The organism is Pleionea sediminis (assembly GCF_007570825.1).
GTDB classification, from domain to species: Bacteria; Pseudomonadota; Gammaproteobacteria; order Enterobacterales; family Kangiellaceae; genus Pleionea; species Pleionea sediminis.
On record NZ_SUNB01000004.1, the window covers coordinates 40,316 to 62,710 of the forward strand.

Sequence of the window (22,395 nt, forward strand, 5' to 3'; positions counted from 1 at the left end):
AAGAGATAAGAATAATGAAATTGAATACGTTGTTTGTTAGCACGGTAGTTGCCGGGGCTATCACGTCTGTCTGGGCAGGATCCAAGTTTGACCAACCTTTACTAACCGATTTCCAAGTAGATAAAAAGGCATCGATTGCTTCTGAGATCAATCAATCGGGATTTAATAAGTCGAAAGATATTACTCGCAATACCGTTAAATCGAGTTCCATAAACTCCGACCAACTCCAGCGAGACGATACCGTTTCTTTTTTTCAATCGACACCAAAACTTGAACAGCGCTATATTGTTAAATTCAAAAAGGGCTCATCAGCGACGTTTAAAAATGCTCAAGGTAACTATCGATTGAATTCGCATGAAGCGAGAAAAAGTATTTCTAAAATGGGTGGAGTTGTTCGAAGAGAATTACCTCTGTCAAACGCTGTGTCGGTTGTGTTGAATTCGAAAAGCCGTAAGCAACTAACAAAAAACTCGATGGTCGAGACAATTGAGGAAGATCATCCACGCCAGCTCTTCTCTCAAACAACGCCTTGGGGTATAACTGGGACACAATCGAACTTAATCAGTGACACTAGTGCATCGAATAGAGTCGTTTGCATCATTGATTCCGGTTACGATATTACCAGTCCAGATTTAGTCGGAAATAATCATTCGGGTTTCGATGATATAGGGACTGGGCATTGGTTTGAACCCAGTAATTCTCACGGTACGCATGTCGCCGGTATCATTGCTGCCGTAAATAATGACGAAGGTATTCAGGGCGTTTTGCCGAATCAGCAGGTATCTTTGCACGTCATAAAAGTATTTGGTGAAGACGGGTGGGGATATTCTTCAGACTTATCTGAGGCAGTAAGAACTTGTGTTGCCAATGGTGCTAATGTCATTAATATGAGTTTGGGCGGCTCATTATCAACTGAACTCGAAAATGAAGCTATGCAAGAGGCCTATAATAATGATGTTTTATTGGTTGCTGCAGCAGGCAATGCAGGAACAGAGCGACACGCCTATCCGGCATCTTATGACTCGGTAATTTCTGTTGGTGCAGTCGATGCGAATAAGCAGTGGGCTAACTTTTCTCAATATACCGACCAACTAGAATTAGCAGCACCAGGTGAAGCGGTACTATCGACGGTTTCAGTTGGTGATGGTGCGTTAGGGTTTATCAGTACGACAATGGCGGAATACGGAAATGATAATGTTGTTCCACTAATGCGCATTGTTAACATCAACGATCGAAATATTCTAAGTTATTACAGTGGTCGTGTGACAGGTGAAATTGCTGAATGTACTTCACTTAATAACGGGAATTATGATTGCGGCAATATGAATAATAAAATTTGTTTGGTTGAGCGTCGGCAGAATCAATGGGTTGGAAAGTATTATGAATCCGATCCCGTTGGAGCCTGTTTTGAAGCTGGTGCGAAAGGTGTGATTGTTTATTCGAATGCTGAAAAGCCGGCACTACAAAATCCATTTCTTATCGATGAAAACAGCCAGTTTGATTTTGTCGCTTTATCCGTCAGTCGCGAACTAGGGCTTGAGCTTGCTAATCAAGAAGGCAACGCGGTGACCATTCGGACTGAAACAGGAAAGGACTATTCTTATTACAATGGAACCTCTATGGCTTCTCCATACGTTGCCAGTATCGCTGCGCTAGTTTGGAGTCATCATCCTGATTGCACCAACGCTGAAATTAGAACCGCATTAATTGAGTCTGCATTGGATATTGATGCTGATGGTCGCGATGTTCGAACGGGATTTGGAATTGTTCAGGCGAAAGAAGCGATGGAGTTTTTAGCGTCGAATCAATGTGGTGAAATTAATGATGTTGATGAGTTCGTATTAATTAACAACGTTGAGAAAACCAATTTAGCGTTATCTCGCGGATACGATCAAGTATTTACCATGTACGTTCCAGAGGAAGCTGACAGTGTACGCTTTACAACCCGTGATGGAACGGGTGATGCCGATTTGTACGTCAGTTTTGAGTCTGTACCAACTGATGGCAGTTACGATTGTCGCAAAAATCGATCTGGAAACAACGCTTCCTGCACATTGTCAGAGAAAGGTGGTACCTATTATGTTCGGATTAAAGCCTACCGTGCTTTTGAAGGGCTAACGTTGGTCGGAAGTTATACCGAAGCTGTGGAAACGGTCGCGATCGATCTTGCCAATGATGCTCCGGTATCAAATCTCAATGCCTGGGAAAAAGAAGAATTGTTTTTTCGCTTGGCGGTACCCGTTGGCGCAACGAATATTCGATTCGAAACAAGTGGTGGAACCGGAGACGTCGATATGTATGTGAAATTCGACTCGCCCCCTACGAGTAGCTCTTTTGATTGTCGCTCGATGCGCGTTGGTAACAGTGAGTCCTGTTCCGAAAGCCAAGGTGGAGGGGTTTATTTTATTAAATTATTGGCATTCCGTGATTTTGAGGGCGTGACTTTAACCGCTCGTTATCATTGATAACAATAGCTTTAACTAAGATTCTCGATTCAATGGTTGACGATTGAATCGAGAATCGGAACTTATCGTCCAATAAATCCGTATCTTCTCTTATCTAGCGTAATATTTTACTGGTTTTTATGATTTAAAGATCGATACACCAGCGAAACATCTGATTTTTGACTGAATATCAATCATTAAAGTTGATTTCCTGTCTAGCTTGACTGAAAAGTATCAATAATTCTTATTTTTTTTATCCATATTGTAACTTGCGCATCACTAGAGACTCTTTGTATTGAATGATCAAGAAATGGATAATCAAAGATGCTAAAGCGAAGTATTCAATTAAAGGTTCTTTTAGGGTTCTTTTTTTTTATAACTATTATTCTTATTTTAATAATAAGTCTCTTGTCAGTGTCTAAGAAAAATGAGCAATTCATAAAAGAAAAAACGGTCATTCATTCGCTCAAGGAATCTGCAGATAAGCTTCAACGGAGTAGTGACCATTATTTAGCTTACGCTGCAAGAAATTATGAAAGTTATTATCGTGATATCGATGTCTATTATAAAGCACTGCAACAAGATTTATCGCTAATAAGTGATGATATTATTAAGTTGTCAACGCTCGATGAATTGTCGAATGAGCATGCGAGTCGTTTATTCAGTTTTATTAACACTCAAAAGTTTATTGAATTAGCCAGCAATATTGATTCTCTAAGAATATTTTGGATAGATTACACTAAAAAGCTGGATAATAAATTGGGCAGTAAAAGTGAGCCAAGGCTTGAGTGGGGAGCAACGTTTATCAGTGAAAATACACCGTTATTAATTCTGGAACTTGAATCTCTTATTAGCAGTTTTAATCAAATAACTCGACTGCAATCCAGTGTCGCTCATCTTGCAGGAAGATTAATCATTCTATCAACGATAATTTTTTCAGGAATTTTTGCCATTTGGTTCTATTTTCATATCGTTAAGCCAATTACTTCTACACAAAAAGCGTTTTATAAAGTAGCTAATGGTGATTTTGGCCATCAGATAAAGACTCAAAGGCTAGATGAGATAGGTCTGCTAACCCACTCATTTAATCAAATGACTTCACGCAGTGAATTGGTGTTATCCATTCTTAATAGTTTACAGAATATTGAATCCTCTGAGTCTTTGTTAGAAAAAATTTATGATAGTACTAAACACTCTATGAAAACTGACGTAATGATGTTTGTAGAACGAAATAAAAAGGCGACTTTATTGAATATGTCGCAGCTTTTTCCTAACGGCTCATTTAAAAGTCTAAACAAGCTCTCAGTAAAGACGGGTATCGGTAATCAAAGAGATCTGTTTTTAAATGATATTAATAATGGAAAGATTATTAATGTTGATAACGTCCCTGATTTTACTGATAAAAATATTGATGCTTTATTATTAAAGTCAGTTACAGAGCGATATCCTTTTCAATCAGCATTACTTGTTCCATTAAATGAAAGTAGCTATCAAGGAGTGCTTGTGTTTGCGAGTTTTTATCCAGCGAATTTTACTCATGCTCATGTTGAGCTATTCACACACTTAAAATCGCTGTTAAAAAAACGCATCCTAGAAGTCAAATCATTAACGTAGGGGATTAGCCCTGAAATTATTAATCAGGGCTCTATCGAAAACATTTATTAGTCTTCTTCTGACTCCACAAAATATAAAACTAAATTGTTTAAGAAAGCTAGTAAGTCGTGTCTCATTCGGTTTTCTAGCCGAAGAAAGGCTTGTTGGGAGCTTGTCGATTCTCCGCCGTGCTCAATAATAGCCTCCTCGATAGTCGTGGCGCGGCCGTCATGTAAGTAAGGTGCAGTATTTGCTAATCCCCAAAGTTCTTTGGTCATCCAAACCGATGAGCCGGCTCCTGTTTCATCAATTCCTTCCGCAAGTCTAGGTCCCATTTCATGTAATTTTAGATCACCATACATACGTACGATTGCACGTCCTTGAGGATCTTTTTCAAAGGCACCAAGGTGCTTAATTAACTGGTTGCCAAATTCAATCTTGTTATCGGGTTGATCGCGGGTAATGTCGAATGTTATCGCCTTATCTGGATCAATGCCTGGTTGTCCTGAAGGGAAAGTGTCGTCTCGAAAATCAGGGTGACGACTGGGTTCACTAAAGGTTAACTGTTTGATCATAATTTGAGAGCGATGACAATCGGCGCAACCGATATCATGAAAAATACGTTCACCGCGTCGAATTGAATCTCTTTGCCGGCGAGTTAATTGGGGTAATAACAGTTCATTAGCATGATTTACTCCCGCTTCACCAAATCGACGTGTTAATTCATGACGAATTTGGTCCAGTTCTAAAAGAGATGTTGGACGAGGCTGACCCGCTAAGTACAAGGTCATGGCCGTGTTATCAGCAATTGTTATTTCATTGATAACGCCATCAAAATCGCCATCAACGTCTTCACCCACCATTTCTACTGGACTCATCCCGAGTTCATTATGAAATGCACCGCGAGAGAATTGGCGCACACTAGCGACATTTCCCTTCCATTGGAAAGGGCGTATAACTAAATCATTTTTAACACCTTCTGCATTAATGGTTACTGTTGGCGAAAGGCAAGGAGGCTCGACAGTGATAAATCCAAATTCAATACCTTTGGTTCTTAATGGCCGTGAAATGGTTTGATTCAATCGACAGCTTTGTTGTTTGGTGAGTTCAACAATTTGTTTGAGTTCGGTTGTCATTTCTTCGGCTAATAACTGTGGACCGGCCATACCGAATAAATGAGGTGTATTTCTTTGTATAAATTGTGCAGTGATCCCCGCTCTTTTGGGATCGCGAATCACATTTAATCCAGCCGGTCCCGCACCATCTCCAGCTTGACCAATCGTTTCTGTCGTGTGACACACATTGCATGCTTCTGCGTTTGGTCCGGTGGAACGGTTAGGCGTGCTATTGAGCCAGTTGTTTAAATCAGCCCTGGGAACACGTGTAAATCGATTGCCATCACCAACATCCATTCCCACGCCATCAAGTGCGTTGAAACGTGTTTCAAATAATTCATCACCGCATTCAAAGACATCAATGAATGATTGGCTTGTCACTTGATTATCGCAGTGTTCAATGAGTGGCGTTGACGATTTGGCCAATTCAATTAGCTCAATATCATCCACAACGGCGGCCTGATTATGTTTGGCTGAAAGTAATGTAATTATCGCAAGTGCAACATAAGGCGCTTTGAATTTACGGTACATAAGTGGATCTCCATTGTTATTTCTATTGGACAGAGAGACTTCGTCGCTAAGTAATTAGACTGCCGATTGGAAGCGTGAAAATACTCTAAAATTGAATTGTGCAAGAAATATGAAAGCGCTAAAGTAAATTATTAATAGAGTGAGATTTCCTGTGAAGGAAGTTATGTTTCTAATGATTAACCAATTATGAGACTTTGGTATTTCCGGAGCTATAAATTAATTAGACTGAGCTTTTGTCCTAATGTGCAAAATGATTTGTCCTTGTTTGCAAATACTTTAATGATCGATTCCGCTTAATCTTAGCTTTCTCGGCTAAAGATTCATATCTAATAAGGAATCATTATGAAGATCTCATTCAAGTTTCTTTCAAGTCTACTTATTTTGGTTGTATTCAATAGTTTATTTCTAGTCTCTGATGCTAAAGCCGGACTTTGTACAGAGGCTGGCCCTGAAGTTGGTAACTGGGTGAATAACGATGCAAACACTCGAGGCGTGACTCGAGTTGAAATTACGTCGCGATGTGTCGATGATTCTATTCGTCAGTGCAATGGTGATATTTGTTCCGTTATTCACAATGTAAAACGAGTTTATGACGTTCGTGTTTGGGGAAGTTGTTCGCCAACGGATTGCTATTGGGGGAAAGTAGAAGGGTTAAAAACATCTGCTGACTGGTTACGATTTTTTTACAACCAAAGTCATGCCTATAAATGGGTTTGGGCGCAAATTTGGTCTGGATCGGATAATTGGCTTCGAGTGGTTGTAGAAAGAAAATACAAAGATGATCGTGAAGACAGTAATTCGTGGTATTGGTTCCGTCGTCAATAAAGCTTGATTGACAATCACTTTATTTCCACTGAGTATTGAAAGCTCAGTGGAAATTTGAGTCATTAAATTATGAAAGTTTTTCTAATAATCTCTTTATTGGCAAATGTTTTATTGGTTTTTTCTCTTTCTCAAAAAGACGATATCGAAGGGAGAAAAGCGCATCTTTCTGTATTAGGGCAACCCATTAAAGCTTCTCATACTGTGCCAGGATCTTCTATTAAACTAGAGTGGTACGCTCAAAAGCTAAGTGTAAAATCGACTAACACGAGTCGTCTTGCATTGCTTAATCATCTAGCTGATAGTCTTGATGCTTTGATTTTAATTAATAATACTGATACTGCTTTTTTAGATGAGACGATAAATATTGAATTCCGTCAATTGAGCCTTGAAAGTGGTTTGGAGTATATTGTTAATTCCCGAGACTTTACCGTGCACTATCAAAGCAGAATGGCTCAACGAGAAATTGACTTAATCGAAATAGGGCGTGCGAAAGTAGAAGACATCAAGTCGGAGCCAATCGCTTTGAACCATACGACTAAAAGAAGTCAGCAACCTGTCCCTCAAGACTCTGAAAATCCAATTGAGTACAGCGATCTCAAAAACGTCGAATCAAGTTATCTTCAATTGCAAGAACAAGACATTCACAATCGTGAATTTTTTGATTCTTATTCGGCCGAACGTCAACGAAAGATTTTATCATCGTTAAATCCGGTAGCACAGGATTTGGAATTATTAAGTGATACACTGCTTTACAGTCAAGATTCCACCTCGAGAATCATTGCTGCTAAACGCCTTGGTCTTGGTGAAAGTTACGCTGCTACCCATGCCTTATTTCAGGCATTAGAAGATCACAATAAAGAGGTTGTTGAGACTGCGGTTAACTCGCTGGCTGCGCTTGAGGATAGTAGTATTCGAGCCTTGTTGGAGAAAAAGCTTAAATCCGCTCAAAACCCGCTATTTAGAGAAGCTTACAATAATGCTTTTCAGAACTAAATGACAGCCAGTATTTGAGAACCATATAGGTTATTCTGGCAGTCTCCAAATAACGGACCCAAATTCATTCTATTTGGCATTACCGGACTTTCAATTTCGGAATACTCAGTCTCTGTCTATACTGGTATAAAATTGTCGTTTCAGCCTTGATTATGGATAGAGAGCCTCACGAGAAAACCGAAATATATGAAACTGAGTTGAAAACTCAGGATAAAAAACCATTTATTGTCATTATTCAGGGCAAAGAACTGGGAAAGGTTCATCCAATATCATGTCCATGTACTATCGGCCGTTCTAACGGCTGCGATATTCGATTAATGCATCCTAGTGTTTCTCGAGTACATGCGCGAATCACCTTCGATCACGGCTATTACATTGAGGATGATAACTCTACCAATGGTGTTTATATTGAAAACAAGAAAATTGACGGTCGAGAGGCTATTCAAAATGGAGATATTATCCGTATTGGCAGCCAGATTATTAAGTTTTCTTTAAATACCAGTTCCGAGCTGGTCTATCACGAAGAAATTTATGACATGGCGACGAAAGATCCTCTGACTCATTTGTACAATCGCCGTTATTTTATGGACACGGGAAGTAGCAATATTGAAAGAAGCTTTCGTAATAAGCAAAAGGTGTGTTTGGCGACGTTCGACATTGATTTTTTCAAGCGAGTGAATGACTCGTTTGGCCACGCCTTTGGTGATACGGTACTTAAGGATTTTGCCATGGCATTAGCTCGATTTACTCGAGAGACTGATCTAGCGGCTAGGATTGGTGGAGAGGAATTCGCGGTATTATTTTTTGGCGCCAGCCTGAAGCAAGTCATTGCAATTTGTAAGTCCATTCTTCAATATCAGAAGGAAAAAATCTATTCCGTTAAAGATGAGACCTTTCAAGTGACTGTCTCGGCAGGAGTTTGCGCACTCAATCAACGTTCTGACTCAGAGCTTTCTATCGATCGATTGATGGCCATTGCTGACGAAGCTTTGTATCAAGCAAAAACGCAAGGGCGTGATCAAGTCGTTGCTATATAGCATGCACTGTTCGTGAATAAGTTATTTTAGTTATCTGCAGTGATTGTCGGTATTATCATATTTATTATGTCTAACAATCCGTATCTAGAATGTTTGAATCACATCGTGTTGGAACAATAGCTTATTTATTACGAATTTGAATTGGAGCGTCTATTAAATATAAAAGAGTCTCGTAATTCAAGAAAGGAGGTTATGAATTACGAGACGTAAACTGTTTTAGACTTACAATATGAACTTATGATTCGTCAAAACCGCTCGCCAATTTATAAGCGGTACTGACACCTAAGATTAAAAAGATGGCAGAGATAAAATCGAACTCTTGCTTCATGAGCTCAAATGTTGGGACCAGTCCATATGAAAAATGGTCGTATACTAAATATTGTCCCCAGGTAATCGAAAGTAAAGCACAGATGCCAGAAAAAATTCCTGCTCCCGTTCCGTGAGAATCCGTTGTAATGACTGATAAGCCTATGGCACCACCAATAATCCAGGCAATCCAACCAATTTCTAATTCAAAAGCGATAGCGATTTGTAACCATAAAAACGAACCGATGCCAGCGACACCAAGTGCGGTAATGATCGAGATGAAATTTAAAGATTCGTAAGCCACAGTAGTCTCATCGTCGTGATAATTTGCATTTTCAACAACTTCATTATTTTCTATGACTTCGTTTTGATTCGATTTTGACTCAATGGGCTCCAGCGTTAATGAGTGTTTAACTGCATTGACAGATTCGATTTCTACAACAGCGCCCAGTTTTTCTAAAGCCGCTTTAAACTTATGCGCAGTTTTTTGGTCGGTGGACTTTTTGATTGTTTTTTTATTGCCTTGAAATAAAGCAGAGGCTTTTTCGAGAGATAGTTTGAAAGTTTTTGCGACGCCATTAATGACATTCTCAATATTATGACCATCAATAATTTGGCCTGTAATAACGACGTTATAAGTGTTTGACATTGCAACCTCTTGAAATTTTTATTGGCACTTTAAACCTGAGTGGAAACTTTATGGAGCTTATGATTTTTTGGAGCTAATATTTGTTAAAGTTTCGTTTTGGCTAAAAAGTGATCTATACAACTTGGGGCGCATTATAAGTAAATATCTCAATAGGTCAATAAATCGACGGGTATAAAAGGGCGGTAATTTTCACATCTATCATAACCTATTGATAAATATATGAAATGGTGTCTTTGTCGGTACACTTTCGACTGTAGGGTAACTACTTGAATGAGCAGTTGTTTGTTTGAGTAAAACAATGCTTAAAGCATCCATTATTTACTCATTGTTGAGGGTTTTTAGTTATTTCCTGATTGATAAAGTTGATATTTTTTAAAATATTGAGTCCAAGCTGCGTTGAATATTGTTCGTAGTCACCTGATAAGAGTTTTTGAGAAAAAGACTTTTTAACTACAAGTAATAAGAATCTTACAAACTCGATCATTTGTTCATTTGTTCATTTGTTCATTTGTTCATTTGTTCATTCGTCATTCGCTAATTCAGGCAGAGAGAGTCCATATTCTTAACAACGGCGTTTTCGAAATAAATAAAAGAACCAGCATCGTAGAAAAAATAAACAGGAAATGAACTGTGAAAATCTCAGTTCTTTATTTTTTGAAAAAGGAACTCTTTAATTTGAAGTTGAGTGTCAAGTTCACGTCGATTTATAAGATCAATTAATTTATTCTTTTGTGGAGGGTTTTGAATGCCTCGCGGTAGTCATGACTTTCAATATGATTCACCGTTGTGTAAAAACTTAATTCGTTACATGACATACATAATAAGATAACTATAAAAAGAGAAATAATAAAATGCTCATAAAACGTTTTTTAATTTTATTAATGATTATCAGTAGTCTTTCATCCAGAGCTGACTTATCAATTGCGGAAAAAGATTTGGCTTTGATATTTCCAATTGATCAGTCCAACTTAATTCTTACTACCGATTTTTCTCCATCAACGACTCCTTTTCCCCTGCAGTGGTATAATCAAGCGCAAGATGGATTTGCTAATACTTTGGTTGGTGATGCGTTATATTATGAAAATTATTTTTCGGACTGGGCCATCGTTTCGATTCGAATGGTCCCGTGCAGTACATTTCAAGTGCACGTTTCTGAAAGCAATGATACGTTTTGTTGGCCAGAGGTTCGTCTTGTATGGCAGCCCATACTCTACAATTTCGAATTAGCGGGTCGACGATTTGCACATTATGCAGACGATAGAGCATTCCATACGTTGTATCATATTCCAGCAGAAAGTTTTCTCTCTGAGGGTGATGCAGCGAATGCCAATGCATTACTTGAAAAGGCAAAAGCCAATAATTTGAATGCACAAGAACTTGAACAATATACGGCATATTCTCGACAGGTTTCTCGGGCCTTTTTGAATGAAGTGGTTGCTTTACGTGATCCAGCGTTAGATGAACAGCAATTTCAAGGTGTCAGTTTTCGTCCTGAAACACTCGATAGTGACGATGCTGAAATTTTTTACCAACGACTAAAACAATTTTTAGTTCAGTATGCAAAACCAGAAAATTTAAAAGCTTTAACTGCTTTTTCATTACCAGAAGGGCGCCAACCTGCTCTTATTGGCGAATGGGTATTTTTGTCATTTAAAGGTGAGAATGGTGATATTGAGCCCACTGATATTATTATTAACGATCATACTGATGGAGCTGTATTAGCAAACCTTGGTCCTAATCAAAGAGCATCGGCAAGAAGAGACGATGATAAATTATACGAAGAGCCCACATTCACTAATGTAATGGATACAGCGATTCTTTTCACAACCGATTTTGAGAGACTATCATCAACGATTGCTGACCGATCGCAGCGACTTGTTCCTAATACATCTTGTGCATCTTGTCATAAGCTTAATCAAAATCGCTTCGACTTTCATAACTTATCTTATTTGCAAGATCGAACGGAGATGACGATTTCTCCGAGAGTGATTCAAGATGTTGTATTAGACATGCAGTGGGTAGCTGAGTTTTTAAACTCTGATCAGCCTGAACTTCCTGATACCGATCTCCCTGACTCTGGTGATTCAGATAGTGATCAGCCAGACTCAGACTCTCCTGATAACGATACGCCAGACTCAGAAGAACCTCCTGCAACAAGTAAAACGTTTTTGAATGATACGGTAATTTCTATTCCTGATAATAATTCAAATGGCATTACGAGTGTTATTGAACCAAATGACATCGAGAGCTATTCACAAGCAACCATTAACTTATCTATTCAACATACCTATCGTGGTGATCTTAAGGTTCGATTGATCTCACCGTTAGGACGTGAAATCGTTTTGCATAATCGAACTGGTAAAAGTCAGGACGATCTCGATATCTCCCGTGTTGTAACTTTGAGTTCAAACGAAAAAATTGGCGCGTGGCAATTGTTGGTTAGCGATCATGTACCAAGAGATGTAGGTAGACTGATTCAATGGTCTTTGAAGTTTGAGTAGCTAACTCTTTGACTTGAGTTGTATTCAAAAAAAAGAAAAAGCGCTTATTGATAAGCGCTTTTTTGACTGCTATTAGAGTTTTATATCTGAAAGAGTCATTGGTTTCTATTAAATTCACTTGACGTTCACTGTAGCTTGAGTTTACTCAAAAGTAGTTTTCCGAAACACACGAGTCTATTTCGATCAGTCCAACTTGCATCTCGTCGATAAACTGATGTAACTTTTTCTGCAGCAACTTTGCAGGATTTGTTGTGAGTAATTTCTTTTTAACCTGCTGTACTTTGTCACTCGCTTTTTTACTGTTGGGTAACTCGACTAACGAACCTTCCAGTTGTTCAATCGTATGCAGTAGCGAGCGAGGAAATTTGGGCTCGAGCAAAAGAAAGTTTAAAACATCGTCTCTATTGATTCTGACTCGCACTTTTTGTCGATACATTTGATAAGCTGTCATAGATTTAAGAACACCCATCCACTGTATATTCTTAAAAGTTTTTAGTTCTTCTTCTACATCAGGTAGAAGAGAAGCAGAGCGCACGTCAATCAGCCGTGTCGACATATCAGCTCGCTCCAGATTTCTACCGAGTCTTATAAACGAATAGGCTTCATCGTGTGTCATGGTTCCGGCAAGGAGTCCGGTAATCGTCTGATGAGCCAGTATTATTTGGGATAAATAAGGGTATCGGGTGCTTCTGGTAAAAGCGTCAGATTTATGATCGACGACTTGAAGATATAAGTTGTTAATTTGTTCCCAAGCTTCACGAGGAATGATTTCTCGAACCGTTCGAGCATTTTCCCGTGCGTAATTTAGCGAGTTAATAATGGCTCCGGGATTTTTATTGTCCAGTACCATAAAATTAACCACACTTTTTTCGTCAGCTTCTTGGTAGTTTTCATAAAAGATGTCTCGAAACGACAGAATATCGACAATCGGTTCCCAACCCAATTTAATATTTTTAGGTAAGTCTAAAAGTAAGTGTGAATTAACGTTTATGAGTCTTGCTGTATTTTCTGCCCGCTCTAAATAGCGTGCGAGCCAATAAAGATTATTTGCAACTCTCGATAACATATTATGATTCCTCCATATCGACGATCCAGGTGTCCTTACTACCACCGCCTTGCGAGGAATTCACGACGGTTGATCCTTCTACTAATGCAACGCGTGTCAGACCACCGGCGGTTACGCTAATATCTTTACCGGATAAAATAAAGGGCCTGAGGTCCAAATGCCGAGGTTTAACTTTGTTTTCTACCATGGTTGGCGCAGTGGATAATATCAACATAGGTTGCGCAACATAATTACGAGGGTCATTTTTGATCAGTTTTCGAAATTTATTGTGTTCTTTTTTAGTTGCATGAGGTCCAATTAACATGCCATAACCACCGGATTCGTTGGCTGGTTTAACAACCATATCGGCTATATTCTCAAGAACGTACTCACGTTCTTTCTTATTATTGCATTTATAAGTGGGTACATTGGGTAGGATAGGCTCTTCGTCCAAATAATATTGAATAATTTTAGGCACGTAGGCATAAACGACTTTATCATCGGCAACACCAGAACCGGGAGCATTGGCTAAAGAAACATTGCCAGCTCGCCAAGCTCGGATAAGTCCAGGCACACCCAACATCGAATCTGGATTGAACACTTCCGGATCGATAAACCAATCATCGACACGACGATAAATGACGTCAACTCGCTCGAGACCACGGATTGTTCTCATATAAACGCAATCGTCTTTACCGACAACCAAGTCATCGCCTTGTACCAACTCGGCACCCATTTGCTGAGCTAAATAGGCATGTTCAAAATAAGCAGAATTGTAAATACCTGGCGTTAGTACAACAATTTCAGGTTCGTCAATTTTACGTGGCGACATTTCGGTTAACATGTCGTAAAGCTGAGAAGAATAATCATCCACCGGGAGGATATTGTATTTTTCAAACATTTCCGGGAGAACTCGTTTCATAACTTGTCGATTTTCAAGCATATAAGAGACACCAGAGGGTACACGCAGGTTATCTTCGAGCACGTAGATTTGGCCTTTATTGTCGCGTACCAGATCCGATCCGCAAATATGTGCCCATACGCCATGGGCTGGACGCACGCCACGACATTCCTCGAGAAAGTTTTTTGATTTTTTTAATAGGCTTGCTGGAAAAATACCGTCTTTAATGATGTTCTGATCATTGTAGATATCGTCGATAAATAAATTGAGGGCTTTGACTCTTTGCTTGAGTCCTTTCTCGACTACTTGCCATTCTTTTTTATCGATAAGTCTTGGAACCAGGTCGAATGGCCAGGCTCTATCGATTGAGCCTTCTTCTTGATGATACACTCGAAAAGTAATACCCATAACATGAATTGTACTTTCGGAAGCTGCTTTTAAACGATTAATTTCTTTATCGGTAAGTGACTTTAAGTGATTGCATAAGTCTAAAGAGTATTTACGAGGTTTTCCTGCTTTAACCATGAGTTCATCATACAACTGCCCAACTTTATAATTTCCCCACCGAATCGCCATACTTTATCCTATCGTTGATTTATTGATTGCTCCTATTCATTTCTTGCTGATCGTCAGCTTTTCAAATCATTATTAAACTTATTAATAATTTGATGCACAAACCTTAACTTATTTAGCGACGATATGGAAATGACAAACGGATACGCATCATCTAATCCCATGCTGCGATTCAATCCATTCAAGACGCGCGTCAAGCGACACCAATCATTGAATAATTGAGTAAAACTTTCTTCAATTTGATAATCGGTTTGGATCTCGTCGTGTACATAAGGGTTTGAAATTACCGTTTGAGAAATGCTAACGTCAAAATTATTCGCAGTTTCTAAGGTATCGACCATATGAAAATAATGAGCCCAAGTTTCGGCCCAGTCCTCCCACGGATGCATAGATGCGTAAGCACTTATCCAGGTATTTTGCCAATTTTCGATGGGGCCATTTTTGTAATACATGTCTAGCGCGACTTCGTAATTTAAACGTTCGTCGCCAAAAAGTTCTCTGAACTCATCAATTTTATCGGTTTCATTGATCAAACGATCCCAGTAATAATGTCCAGATTCATGTCGGAAATGTCCAACGAGTGTGCGGTAGCTTTCGTTCATTTTTTCGCGCATGTCGATGCGACGAGCATGGTCGGCTTCTTTAATGTTTATTGTGATAAGGCCGTTATTATGTCCGGTGACTACGTATTGCTTTACAGTGAGCTCGTTTCCATAATTATCTTCCTCAATATCTTCTAAAAAGGCAAAACCCAGACCGGCTTCAGGATTTTCTGTTTTACTATTAATAGGTAAGTTGAATTTTATTGTGGAATACAAAAGACGACGTTTCGCTTGTTCAAGCAAAAACCAGCGTCGTAAATTATCGCCTTTCTCTATATCTGGTCGTACTTCTGTGAGGCGGCACGACTTACAATATTCGTTAGTATCGTCGGATGCTATCATCCAATTACACACTTGGTGCTGTGTGTAATTCTTACAGGGGCGATAATGCTTGCCATTATACACGGAAAGCCATTCCCGTTGATGCGTCTCGGTAAAAGCACTGATACGCTGTTCATCGGGAATCAATCCCAATAAAAGTTCACACTGAACACATTGGGTATTACTAAAATGGAGCTCATTGCCACATTGACAGGCGAAGGTTAACAATCAGCAACTCCTTAAAACTGTTGTGTATAGCTAACTTAAATACATAATACTATTTTGTCCATAAAATTTCTCTGTTTGAGTTGCCGATGGCCAGTCATTTAGCCAATTAAGGTTATATTACGGACCGACTTAAAGCACGGTCCTTTAATCATAAATATAGCTTCCGATTCTCGTAGTTTATGGGGATATTTCAATTAATTAATTGAAGAACTATTTAATTACGCGCTGGACTTAAAGAGATGCTTTCTATCATCGGCTGGCAACGGCGAGATACTTTTATTTCAAACGAAGATCCGTGAAGCGAATACCCAATATTGTTGATTCAATATATTGTTTGACACTGCTGGGGCTTTATTAAACTGCAAATAATTAAATAGGATTAGTGTTAATATCCTTAAAATAGCTTTACTTTATGCGATATCATCATGGTTTTTATTATCTGAATGACTAAAGCAAAAATTAATAATAATGAGTTATCATATGGGCTTGAACTACTGGCAAGTTATGTTAATTTATTTAGACAAGATATAAACTTTATATCTTGTTAAACACATCAACTGCATACTCAGTTGAATTAGATCATCGAATGATGATCGAAAGGAAGCAAATGAGCAAAAAAAGCATTTGCTTTCGCAAAGTATTTAGATGGTAGAGTTTACTTTGTTGTTTTTTCTTTGAGTCAACGAACGAAAAGAGAAGGAGCAACATAATGAATATTTCCAATCAAGTATTTAAGCCTCGTCGAACCACACTTTCTTTGCTAGTTTCTACTGTTTTATGTCCACTGGCTCTCGCTGGTAATCCTGAGTTAAAGCCCGATGATGCTTACATAACGGTCGATGTTACCGTCAAGGCGACGGCAGTAAGTTCCTTTATTCTTGATTATGGCGAAGGCGAAATTCTTGTCGAGATGGACGATTGGGATAGGTACAAAGAAGGTGCCGGTATATTAAGAGGTGATAAAGTTACGGCAAGAGGATTTATCGACCACGACTTGTATGAAACAAAGAAAATAGAAGCCGGTAGTGTTTATGTAAAAGGTCTGAACACCTACTTTTATGCTAATCCGATGGATGAAGAGGACTTAAGTCTTACCATCATCGATCCGGTTGAGAATGGTTCGACGCTAGAGGTGAGTGGTAATGTGACCGATGTGAATGGACGTGAATTTACTCTCGATTTGGGAACGACGAATATTAAGGTTGACACTCGTGCGCTGGGTTATGATCCCTTAGATGATAAAGGACTTCAGCAATTGGATGAAGGAGATAGAGTTTGGGTTAAAGGCCGAATGGATTATGATTTCTTCGAAAAAGAGGAAATTGTAGCCGATATGGTTGTGAGCATTATTGAAGACGAAGGCAAGTCAAAATCGAAGAGATAAATATTTCTTTAAGCTAACGTAAAACTGGCGTCATCTTACGCCAGTTTTTTGTTCGTGTTAGCGTCATAGATAGAGTGTAACTCTGATATTAAATCCTTTCTCATCTGGGTAGGCTCCTGCTTTTCGAGTTTAAGAATCAACTCGACGATTTAGATTTTGTCACCGCAAGTATCAAAGGATTGTGATAACAGCTCAACCATGGTTTGGTGTGCGAGGCAGTCTAATTTAGTCTTTAAAGAGTCAATAGTTTTAGGTTTTCAGTACTTGTTCTAAGCTTCCCTCAATGATTATTACCAGGGATAGGTACATAAAATTATTCAAAATACCATTAGAAAGTCAATGGTTACTTTGTGTGATTATTGACCTCTTTTTGTCGGTGAACTTATTGAATTTTTTCATTAGTATCGGCGCCAATTATTAACCCCGAATTCACAAGGTCGCACGATTGAGGTTTGTCTAGATCGTATATTGTATAAACAGTCGGCGAAATATCTACCACATTAGGTTCAGTTTACCTTTTCGAATTTATAGATTTTAATATTCATTTTTTGGAGAAGCCATGCTTAAAACGGCTATGACACTAATATTGTCTGTTTTTGCTGTATTTATTCCACTTTCTAGTTCAATAGCTATCGAACAAGGTGTTACCACCGATGTTAGCTTCGAATTAAATGAAGTGCTCGAATATGACAGATTGATCGATAGTAAAGGATATTCTGCATGTGACCATTACTTCGGCTGGGCAGGATTACCGCCGGTTAAAACAGAAGAACAAAAGCTGCTCTGTGGCAAATATCAATTTTTGTACGAGCACTGGAGTACGGCCGGTATCCCCAAGTCAACTTTACAGTTTAATGAGAAATGGTACCCCAAGTTTTATGGAGATGAGCTGTCTCATTTTGGTTATTTTCCAGATGACAATCCTAAAAGAATCGTTAGTGATATTGTTCCGGTTCAAGCTGGACAGTGTGTGGAAACAGAAAAAGTATGTTCTGCGAAAATCTTTGGTCATTGTATTCGTTGGAAAGAACAATGTGTTAGAACCGCCCAGCAAAGCTCTTGGCAAGAAATATTTGAATTGGTAGAAGATGATCAATTACCGGTTGGTTTCCAGCTGGGACCGAAGAAGGGATTAGGCTTTGAGTCCGCGGCATTTGCTTGTGCAGGTTGCCATATGGGAACACTCGCTGATGGTCGATACGCTATCGGAATGGCGAATAAGAACTTGAACTATGGTCAAGTCTACGCTGGATTCAATACACCAATGCAAGCGACACTGATCGCTTTAACTGACTTATTAAACAACCCAATGATCGGTGGAATTATCTCTGGCTATCTTGAGGGAAACGACGAACTACCTGATGATTTTTTAAATGGGTTATTAATTCATCCTGGCGTCGCATTTAACAATCCAGGCACTGAAGTGGGCTTTAGTTATGACAAATACCCATCGATGATCAGTGATTTAAAAACAGGTACTTGCTATTTCAAAGACAACGGAGCATTGATTCGTTGTGATCATCGACATGAGGAAAAAGGACCACAACATTATCGAGCGCAAGCGAAGAAAATGTTTTCTGAACTTAAGAAAGAATACAGCGCTTACTCAGGTGTTGTGAAATCGGATTGGCCAATGGCAATGAAAGAATTATTCGGTGATGCTTACTGTATGCCAAAGCCGTTAAAGCCATCGGATTGGGGCGGCGACGATAGTCTGCCGTGGTCACAGTTCGAAGTTTCATTGAGTTTACAGCAAACCGCAAGAAATATGGCTGAGTCTTGCGACGGTCTACGTTGGAATGTTTATTATTGGGAAGAATTTGCTCAATATTTAGGTGCTATGTCAAGTGCCGACACAGGGGCCGTTGCTTTTCCCAGTTTTTCAGAACAAGAGACAATGATTAATGCGGGTTTTAATGTGTTAGATTTTTTAATTGCGCCAATGTCTGACGATCACGTTTGGACGATCAGTCGTATTCCGAATGTGGTAGGTATTCCTTCACATGACGAACTTTTGGCAGACTCAGAAATGCGCACGGAGTCAGGCGTTGTTTCACCTATGTTATCATTAGCCGGTAATGTAACGAGTTTAGAAACCTTCATTCGTAGTTTTGTTCTATTATCGGGTTCTGTTGATCCTCGATATGTTGAGTGTGGCAATCCGAACATTGTTGGCAACTGGGATGCAAGCCCTGATGATACCTGTGAATTAATACCAGGAACAATTGATCCATTGATTGCGTATATTTTAACACTGGAGCCGCCACAGCCAGTTCTGAATCAATCCAGTCCTTCCATTCGTGGCCGAGAATTATTTAATGATTCGTGTCAAGGTTGCCATAGCGGTCCAAAGGGAGAAAGTGCTGGTGTCTTTTTATTTTCTGAAATTGAAAAAGAGGGTTTAGCTTCCAATATTGAAACTTGTCCCGACAATACCTTAACGGTAGAGTGGACTGGCGAAAGCCTTCCCAAGGCGATCTTTAATCATTGTCGGCCAAGTTACGATACAACGCATTCAGTGAAGTATTTAGGTTTTATAGGTACCGATGCTAATTATTCCAGAATTGGAAATCCAGTTCCTAGTACGGGAAAGCCGGGAGAAACACCTGAATTGGAAACGGATACGGTGGCATCGCAAGGTGTTAAGGCTCAACGTTTAGTGGGCGTGAGGTATCGGTCAGAAATGTTTCATCATGGACAGTTGCGCACATTAGATGATGTTCTGTGCAAGCCAGACACTCCTAGAGCAACCAAAGAGTTAAGAACTGAACCATTTTGTTTAGTATACGACTTAGATTCTGAAGAAGGATTAAATGCTTACAAGAAAGGAGAGCCTATTTGTATTCAAGAGTGGTTCCCTTACCGCGGTCATGAGTTTGGCTGCGATTTGGAAAATGAGGATAAAGACGCACTGATCGAATATTTAAAGTCTTTATAGATTTTATATTTTTAAAAGCTAATAAAAAGCCGCTCATTGTCAACTTTCAATGAGCGGCTTTTTGGTAATTATTAAAACGTCATCGCAGCTGTCGTTGCTCTTTTTTTTAACTTATATGATTGCCAACTTGATTGTCGTTGATTTTTAATTCCCGACTACTATATCTGCCATTTTGATTCTTGAGATAACGAGATAACAGCGACTCGTGCTGGAATGATCAATTGTATTTAGCAAAGCTGAGATGTGAGGTAAGTCAAAAATTCGGGAAACTCAAAGTTTGATAGTTTATCGTATGGCTTATGCAGTTATGCAGTTATGCAGTTATGCAGTTATGCAGTTATATTTTTCTTTTGATTATTCAGATAAGTTAGCTTTGCTAGTGATTTTACATTATGTTATAAAACGTTATCGAAGACACTAATGAGAGCCGTGCTATGAACAAAGGCTGTTTAATGGCTATTATTATAGCTACGAGTTACCATTTTTCTGTCAGTGCTGGAACTTTAACCGGTACCATAGAGTTCGAAGAGAGCACGCCTAAGGCCGCAGTCGTTTACACTAAATCAAAAGATTTCAAAGTTCTTGATATTGAAATTGATCAAGAAAACGCTTTATTTAATGAATTTATTTACGTTGCACAACCTGGCTCAAAAGTTCATTTTAAAAATACAGATCGATTTCGACACAACATATTTCTCAGTAGTTTACCCATTGACTTGAAGTACAATGCGGGTATTTTAAAGCGCAATGATAAACGCTCTAAGACCATAGATTGGGCCGCTGACTCTTTTAGTAAAGTATCATGTTATTTACATACAACAATGGAATCTTATTTAGCCGTCATCGAGAGCAATAACTATGAACTCATCGACTTTAGAGCTGCGAATCCTTATCATAAGAAAAGTCGTGGATATCGGAGTCGTACTGCCCAACCCATTACTAATCTACAAGATCGTCAGGTGTTTACTCTGGGAAATATCAGTCCAGGTGAGAAGGTTTATGTGTTAATCCCTCATATGCCGCCATTGACAATCATTGCTCAAGAAAGCTCTGAGAAAACCATTCCTATTCGTAAACTCGAAACTAAAATCGGTACGTTAACTTACAGCTATAAAAATTAGGTTGGATCCTCAATGAAAAGCGCTTATTGGTTGATCGTCTTATTTTCATCTGGTGTCGCTCAGGCATACTCGAATATTGACTGGAATTTGAGCTTTGAGGGCGTCTATGATCAAGTTAATGATCTACCTAATGGAAATGAGCGACTTGAAGGCGGATCTCTCTACGCGACTTATGGCTTCGAATGGTTACCTGAAACTGAAACCTTTATGAATATTGGTGTTTCATTTAAGTCAGCGTATTCGAGTGATAATCGAGAAAATGAAGCCTGGTTTATTGAAAATGAGTATTCAACCGGCTCAAGAGCTTATGAATATTTCTGGGGAATTCAACTCAATCCACAACATACTTTGGAGATTGGTCGTAAACGTCTGTCTTTCTTTTTAAATCCTATGGTTTGGGATAGAGATCTCAGTCCAACTGGAATTACTTATCAATATCAGTCAGTCAACAATAATAAGAGACGTTTTCTCGCCGTTGGCGCTTATGGCTCGACGAATGACATCAATAATGTCGATTCTAAAATGTTTGTAGCGGACTACTTTGAAGAATTGAGTTTGAATGAAATGTTGTTCCGGTATGGTCTCAGTTTTATTAAACACTTTGATTTAGAATTGCAGGGTAATGCTCTGCGACAAAATTCATTAGATGTATTTACGGCGAGTGATTATCAGTTGGCAGGATTAAATTTAGGCGTTAGTCATTTATTTGATTCTGGTCAGCTCGATGCGAATATGACTGCGTATGTGAATACTGCGGTAGATGATGAGAACCGAGCTTCCAGAATTGATTTAGATTTTTTTCCTGTTGATACGAATCTTTCATTGTCTTACTCATACCAAAGTGTCGAGAAAGACTCCACGGTAGCCGCTTTTAATGATGATGACTGGTGGTTCGCAACGGCAATGAGTGGCAGTCGAGCGTCAATAGCTTACGCTTTTTCTGAAACAGTTGGATTACGAACTTCTTATTTTCTTGAAGAATTGGATAACTCCGACAAAGAAGAATTATCGCGTATTTTAGTTTCACTGACTGTTGATTTGTAAGGCTTAGATGAGTGGAGCATGAGTAGCTCGAGCGACTAACATTGCTTAAATAAAATTCACTATTGGGTAGTCGCAGTGTAATTGGTTAGTTGCGGTGTATTAATGATTTGTAGTGAAAGTCCATTCAATTAAGTAGTAAAAAAGTTCTGACACTATTTGCAACAGAAATTTCCGCTGTTAAAACGGTTAAATCTATCTTTTCCAGTTAATCCCCGATAAAATCGCATCTCAATTTCTATTCTAT

At 38.9% G+C, this 22,395-nt stretch carries 15 protein-coding genes; 10 read left to right on the forward strand and 5 right to left on the reverse strand.

What is annotated here, in order from left to right; genetic code table 11:
* The first annotated feature begins 14 nt into the window (after positions 1 to 14).
* Positions 15 to 2,465, forward strand: coding sequence for a S8 family serine peptidase (locus FAX86_RS22790; protein ID WP_144394417.1), 2,451 nt, complete (start codon positions 15 to 17; stop codon positions 2,463 to 2,465).
* A 393-nt stretch (positions 2,466 to 2,858) separates the two neighbouring features.
* Entirely contained in the window at positions 2,859 to 4,058 is a 1,200-nt protein-coding gene (locus FAX86_RS15675) for a methyl-accepting chemotaxis protein (RefSeq protein WP_164503617.1), read from the forward strand.
* Positions 4,059 to 4,105: 47 nt separating this feature from the next.
* Here the strand turns inward: FAX86_RS15675 and FAX86_RS15680 are convergent, their stop codons facing one another.
* On the reverse strand, positions 4,106 to 5,683 hold the full coding sequence (locus tag FAX86_RS15680; protein WP_144394419.1) for a di-heme oxidoredictase family protein: 1,578 nt from the start codon (positions 5,681 to 5,683) through the stop codon (positions 4,106 to 4,108).
* Positions 5,684 to 6,025: 342 nt separating this feature from the next.
* Here FAX86_RS15680 and FAX86_RS15685 point away from each other — a divergent pair, with 342 nt between their 5' ends.
* The 3 genes from FAX86_RS15685 to FAX86_RS15695 all read left to right on the forward strand — a co-directional run bounded on the left by FAX86_RS15685 (position 6,026) and on the right by FAX86_RS15695 (position 8,538).
* The gene (locus tag FAX86_RS15685; protein ID WP_144394420.1) at positions 6,026 to 6,508 is read left to right on the forward strand and encodes a hypothetical protein; all 483 of its coding nucleotides are present in this window, start codon (positions 6,026 to 6,028) and stop codon (positions 6,506 to 6,508) included.
* Positions 6,509 to 6,577: 69 nt separating this feature from the next.
* Complete coding sequence (locus FAX86_RS15690) at positions 6,578 to 7,501, forward strand: HEAT repeat domain-containing protein (protein WP_144394421.1); 924 nt, start codon at positions 6,578 to 6,580, stop codon at positions 7,499 to 7,501.
* Positions 7,502 to 7,653: 152 nt separating this feature from the next.
* Positions 7,654 to 8,538, forward strand: coding sequence for a GGDEF domain-containing protein (locus tag FAX86_RS15695; RefSeq protein WP_144394422.1), 885 nt, complete (start codon positions 7,654 to 7,656; stop codon positions 8,536 to 8,538).
* Positions 8,539 to 8,773: 235 nt separating this feature from the next.
* Here the strand turns inward: FAX86_RS15695 and FAX86_RS15700 are convergent, their stop codons facing one another.
* On the reverse strand, positions 8,774 to 9,493 hold the full coding sequence (locus FAX86_RS15700; RefSeq protein ID WP_144394423.1) for a ribosomal protein L7/L12: 720 nt from the start codon (positions 9,491 to 9,493) through the stop codon (positions 8,774 to 8,776).
* 851 nt (positions 9,494 to 10,344) lie between these two features.
* Between FAX86_RS15700 and FAX86_RS15705 the strand changes: the two genes are divergently transcribed.
* Entirely contained in the window at positions 10,345 to 11,994 is a 1,650-nt protein-coding gene (locus FAX86_RS15705) for a proprotein convertase P-domain-containing protein (protein ID WP_144394424.1), read from the forward strand.
* Positions 11,995 to 12,139: 145 nt separating this feature from the next.
* Here the strand turns inward: FAX86_RS15705 and FAX86_RS15710 are convergent, their stop codons facing one another.
* The 3 genes from FAX86_RS15710 to FAX86_RS15720 are packed head-to-tail and all read right to left on the reverse strand — an operon-like array spanning position 12,140 to position 15,664.
* Positions 12,140 to 13,060, reverse strand: coding sequence for an alpha-E domain-containing protein (locus FAX86_RS15710; protein WP_144394425.1), 921 nt, complete (start codon positions 13,058 to 13,060; stop codon positions 12,140 to 12,142).
* A 1-nt stretch (position 13,061) separates the two neighbouring features.
* Positions 13,062 to 14,516 carry a circularly permuted type 2 ATP-grasp protein gene (locus FAX86_RS15715; protein ID WP_144394426.1) on the reverse strand — a complete coding sequence of 485 codons (1,455 nt, stop codon included), beginning with the start codon at positions 14,514 to 14,516 and terminating at the stop codon, positions 13,062 to 13,064.
* Positions 14,517 to 14,569: 53 nt separating this feature from the next.
* Positions 14,570 to 15,664, reverse strand: a complete 1,095-nt coding sequence (locus FAX86_RS15720) for a zinc-binding metallopeptidase family protein (RefSeq protein ID WP_144394427.1) — start codon at positions 15,662 to 15,664, stop codon at positions 14,570 to 14,572.
* A 709-nt stretch (positions 15,665 to 16,373) separates the two neighbouring features.
* On the opposite strand from FAX86_RS15720, the gene FAX86_RS15725 reads away from it, so the two are divergent.
* The 4 genes from FAX86_RS15725 (at position 16,374) to FAX86_RS15740 (ending at position 22,151) form a co-directional block, all read left to right on the forward strand.
* A complete protein-coding gene (locus tag FAX86_RS15725) occupies positions 16,374 to 17,048 on the forward strand; it encodes a hypothetical protein (RefSeq protein WP_144394428.1) in 675 nt (224 codons plus the stop codon).
* A gap of 559 nt (positions 17,049 to 17,607) precedes the next feature.
* Positions 17,608 to 19,986 carry a hypothetical protein gene (locus tag FAX86_RS15730; RefSeq protein ID WP_144394429.1) on the forward strand — a complete coding sequence of 793 codons (2,379 nt, stop codon included), beginning with the start codon at positions 17,608 to 17,610 and terminating at the stop codon, positions 19,984 to 19,986.
* Between the two features lie 452 nt (positions 19,987 to 20,438).
* Positions 20,439 to 21,107 carry a cupredoxin domain-containing protein gene (locus tag FAX86_RS15735; RefSeq protein ID WP_144394430.1) on the forward strand — a complete coding sequence of 223 codons (669 nt, stop codon included), beginning with the start codon at positions 20,439 to 20,441 and terminating at the stop codon, positions 21,105 to 21,107.
* Between the two features lie 12 nt (positions 21,108 to 21,119).
* A complete protein-coding gene (locus FAX86_RS15740; protein ID WP_144394431.1) occupies positions 21,120 to 22,151 on the forward strand; it encodes a hypothetical protein in 1,032 nt (343 codons plus the stop codon).
* The last annotated feature ends 244 nt before the right edge of the window (positions 22,152 to 22,395 follow it).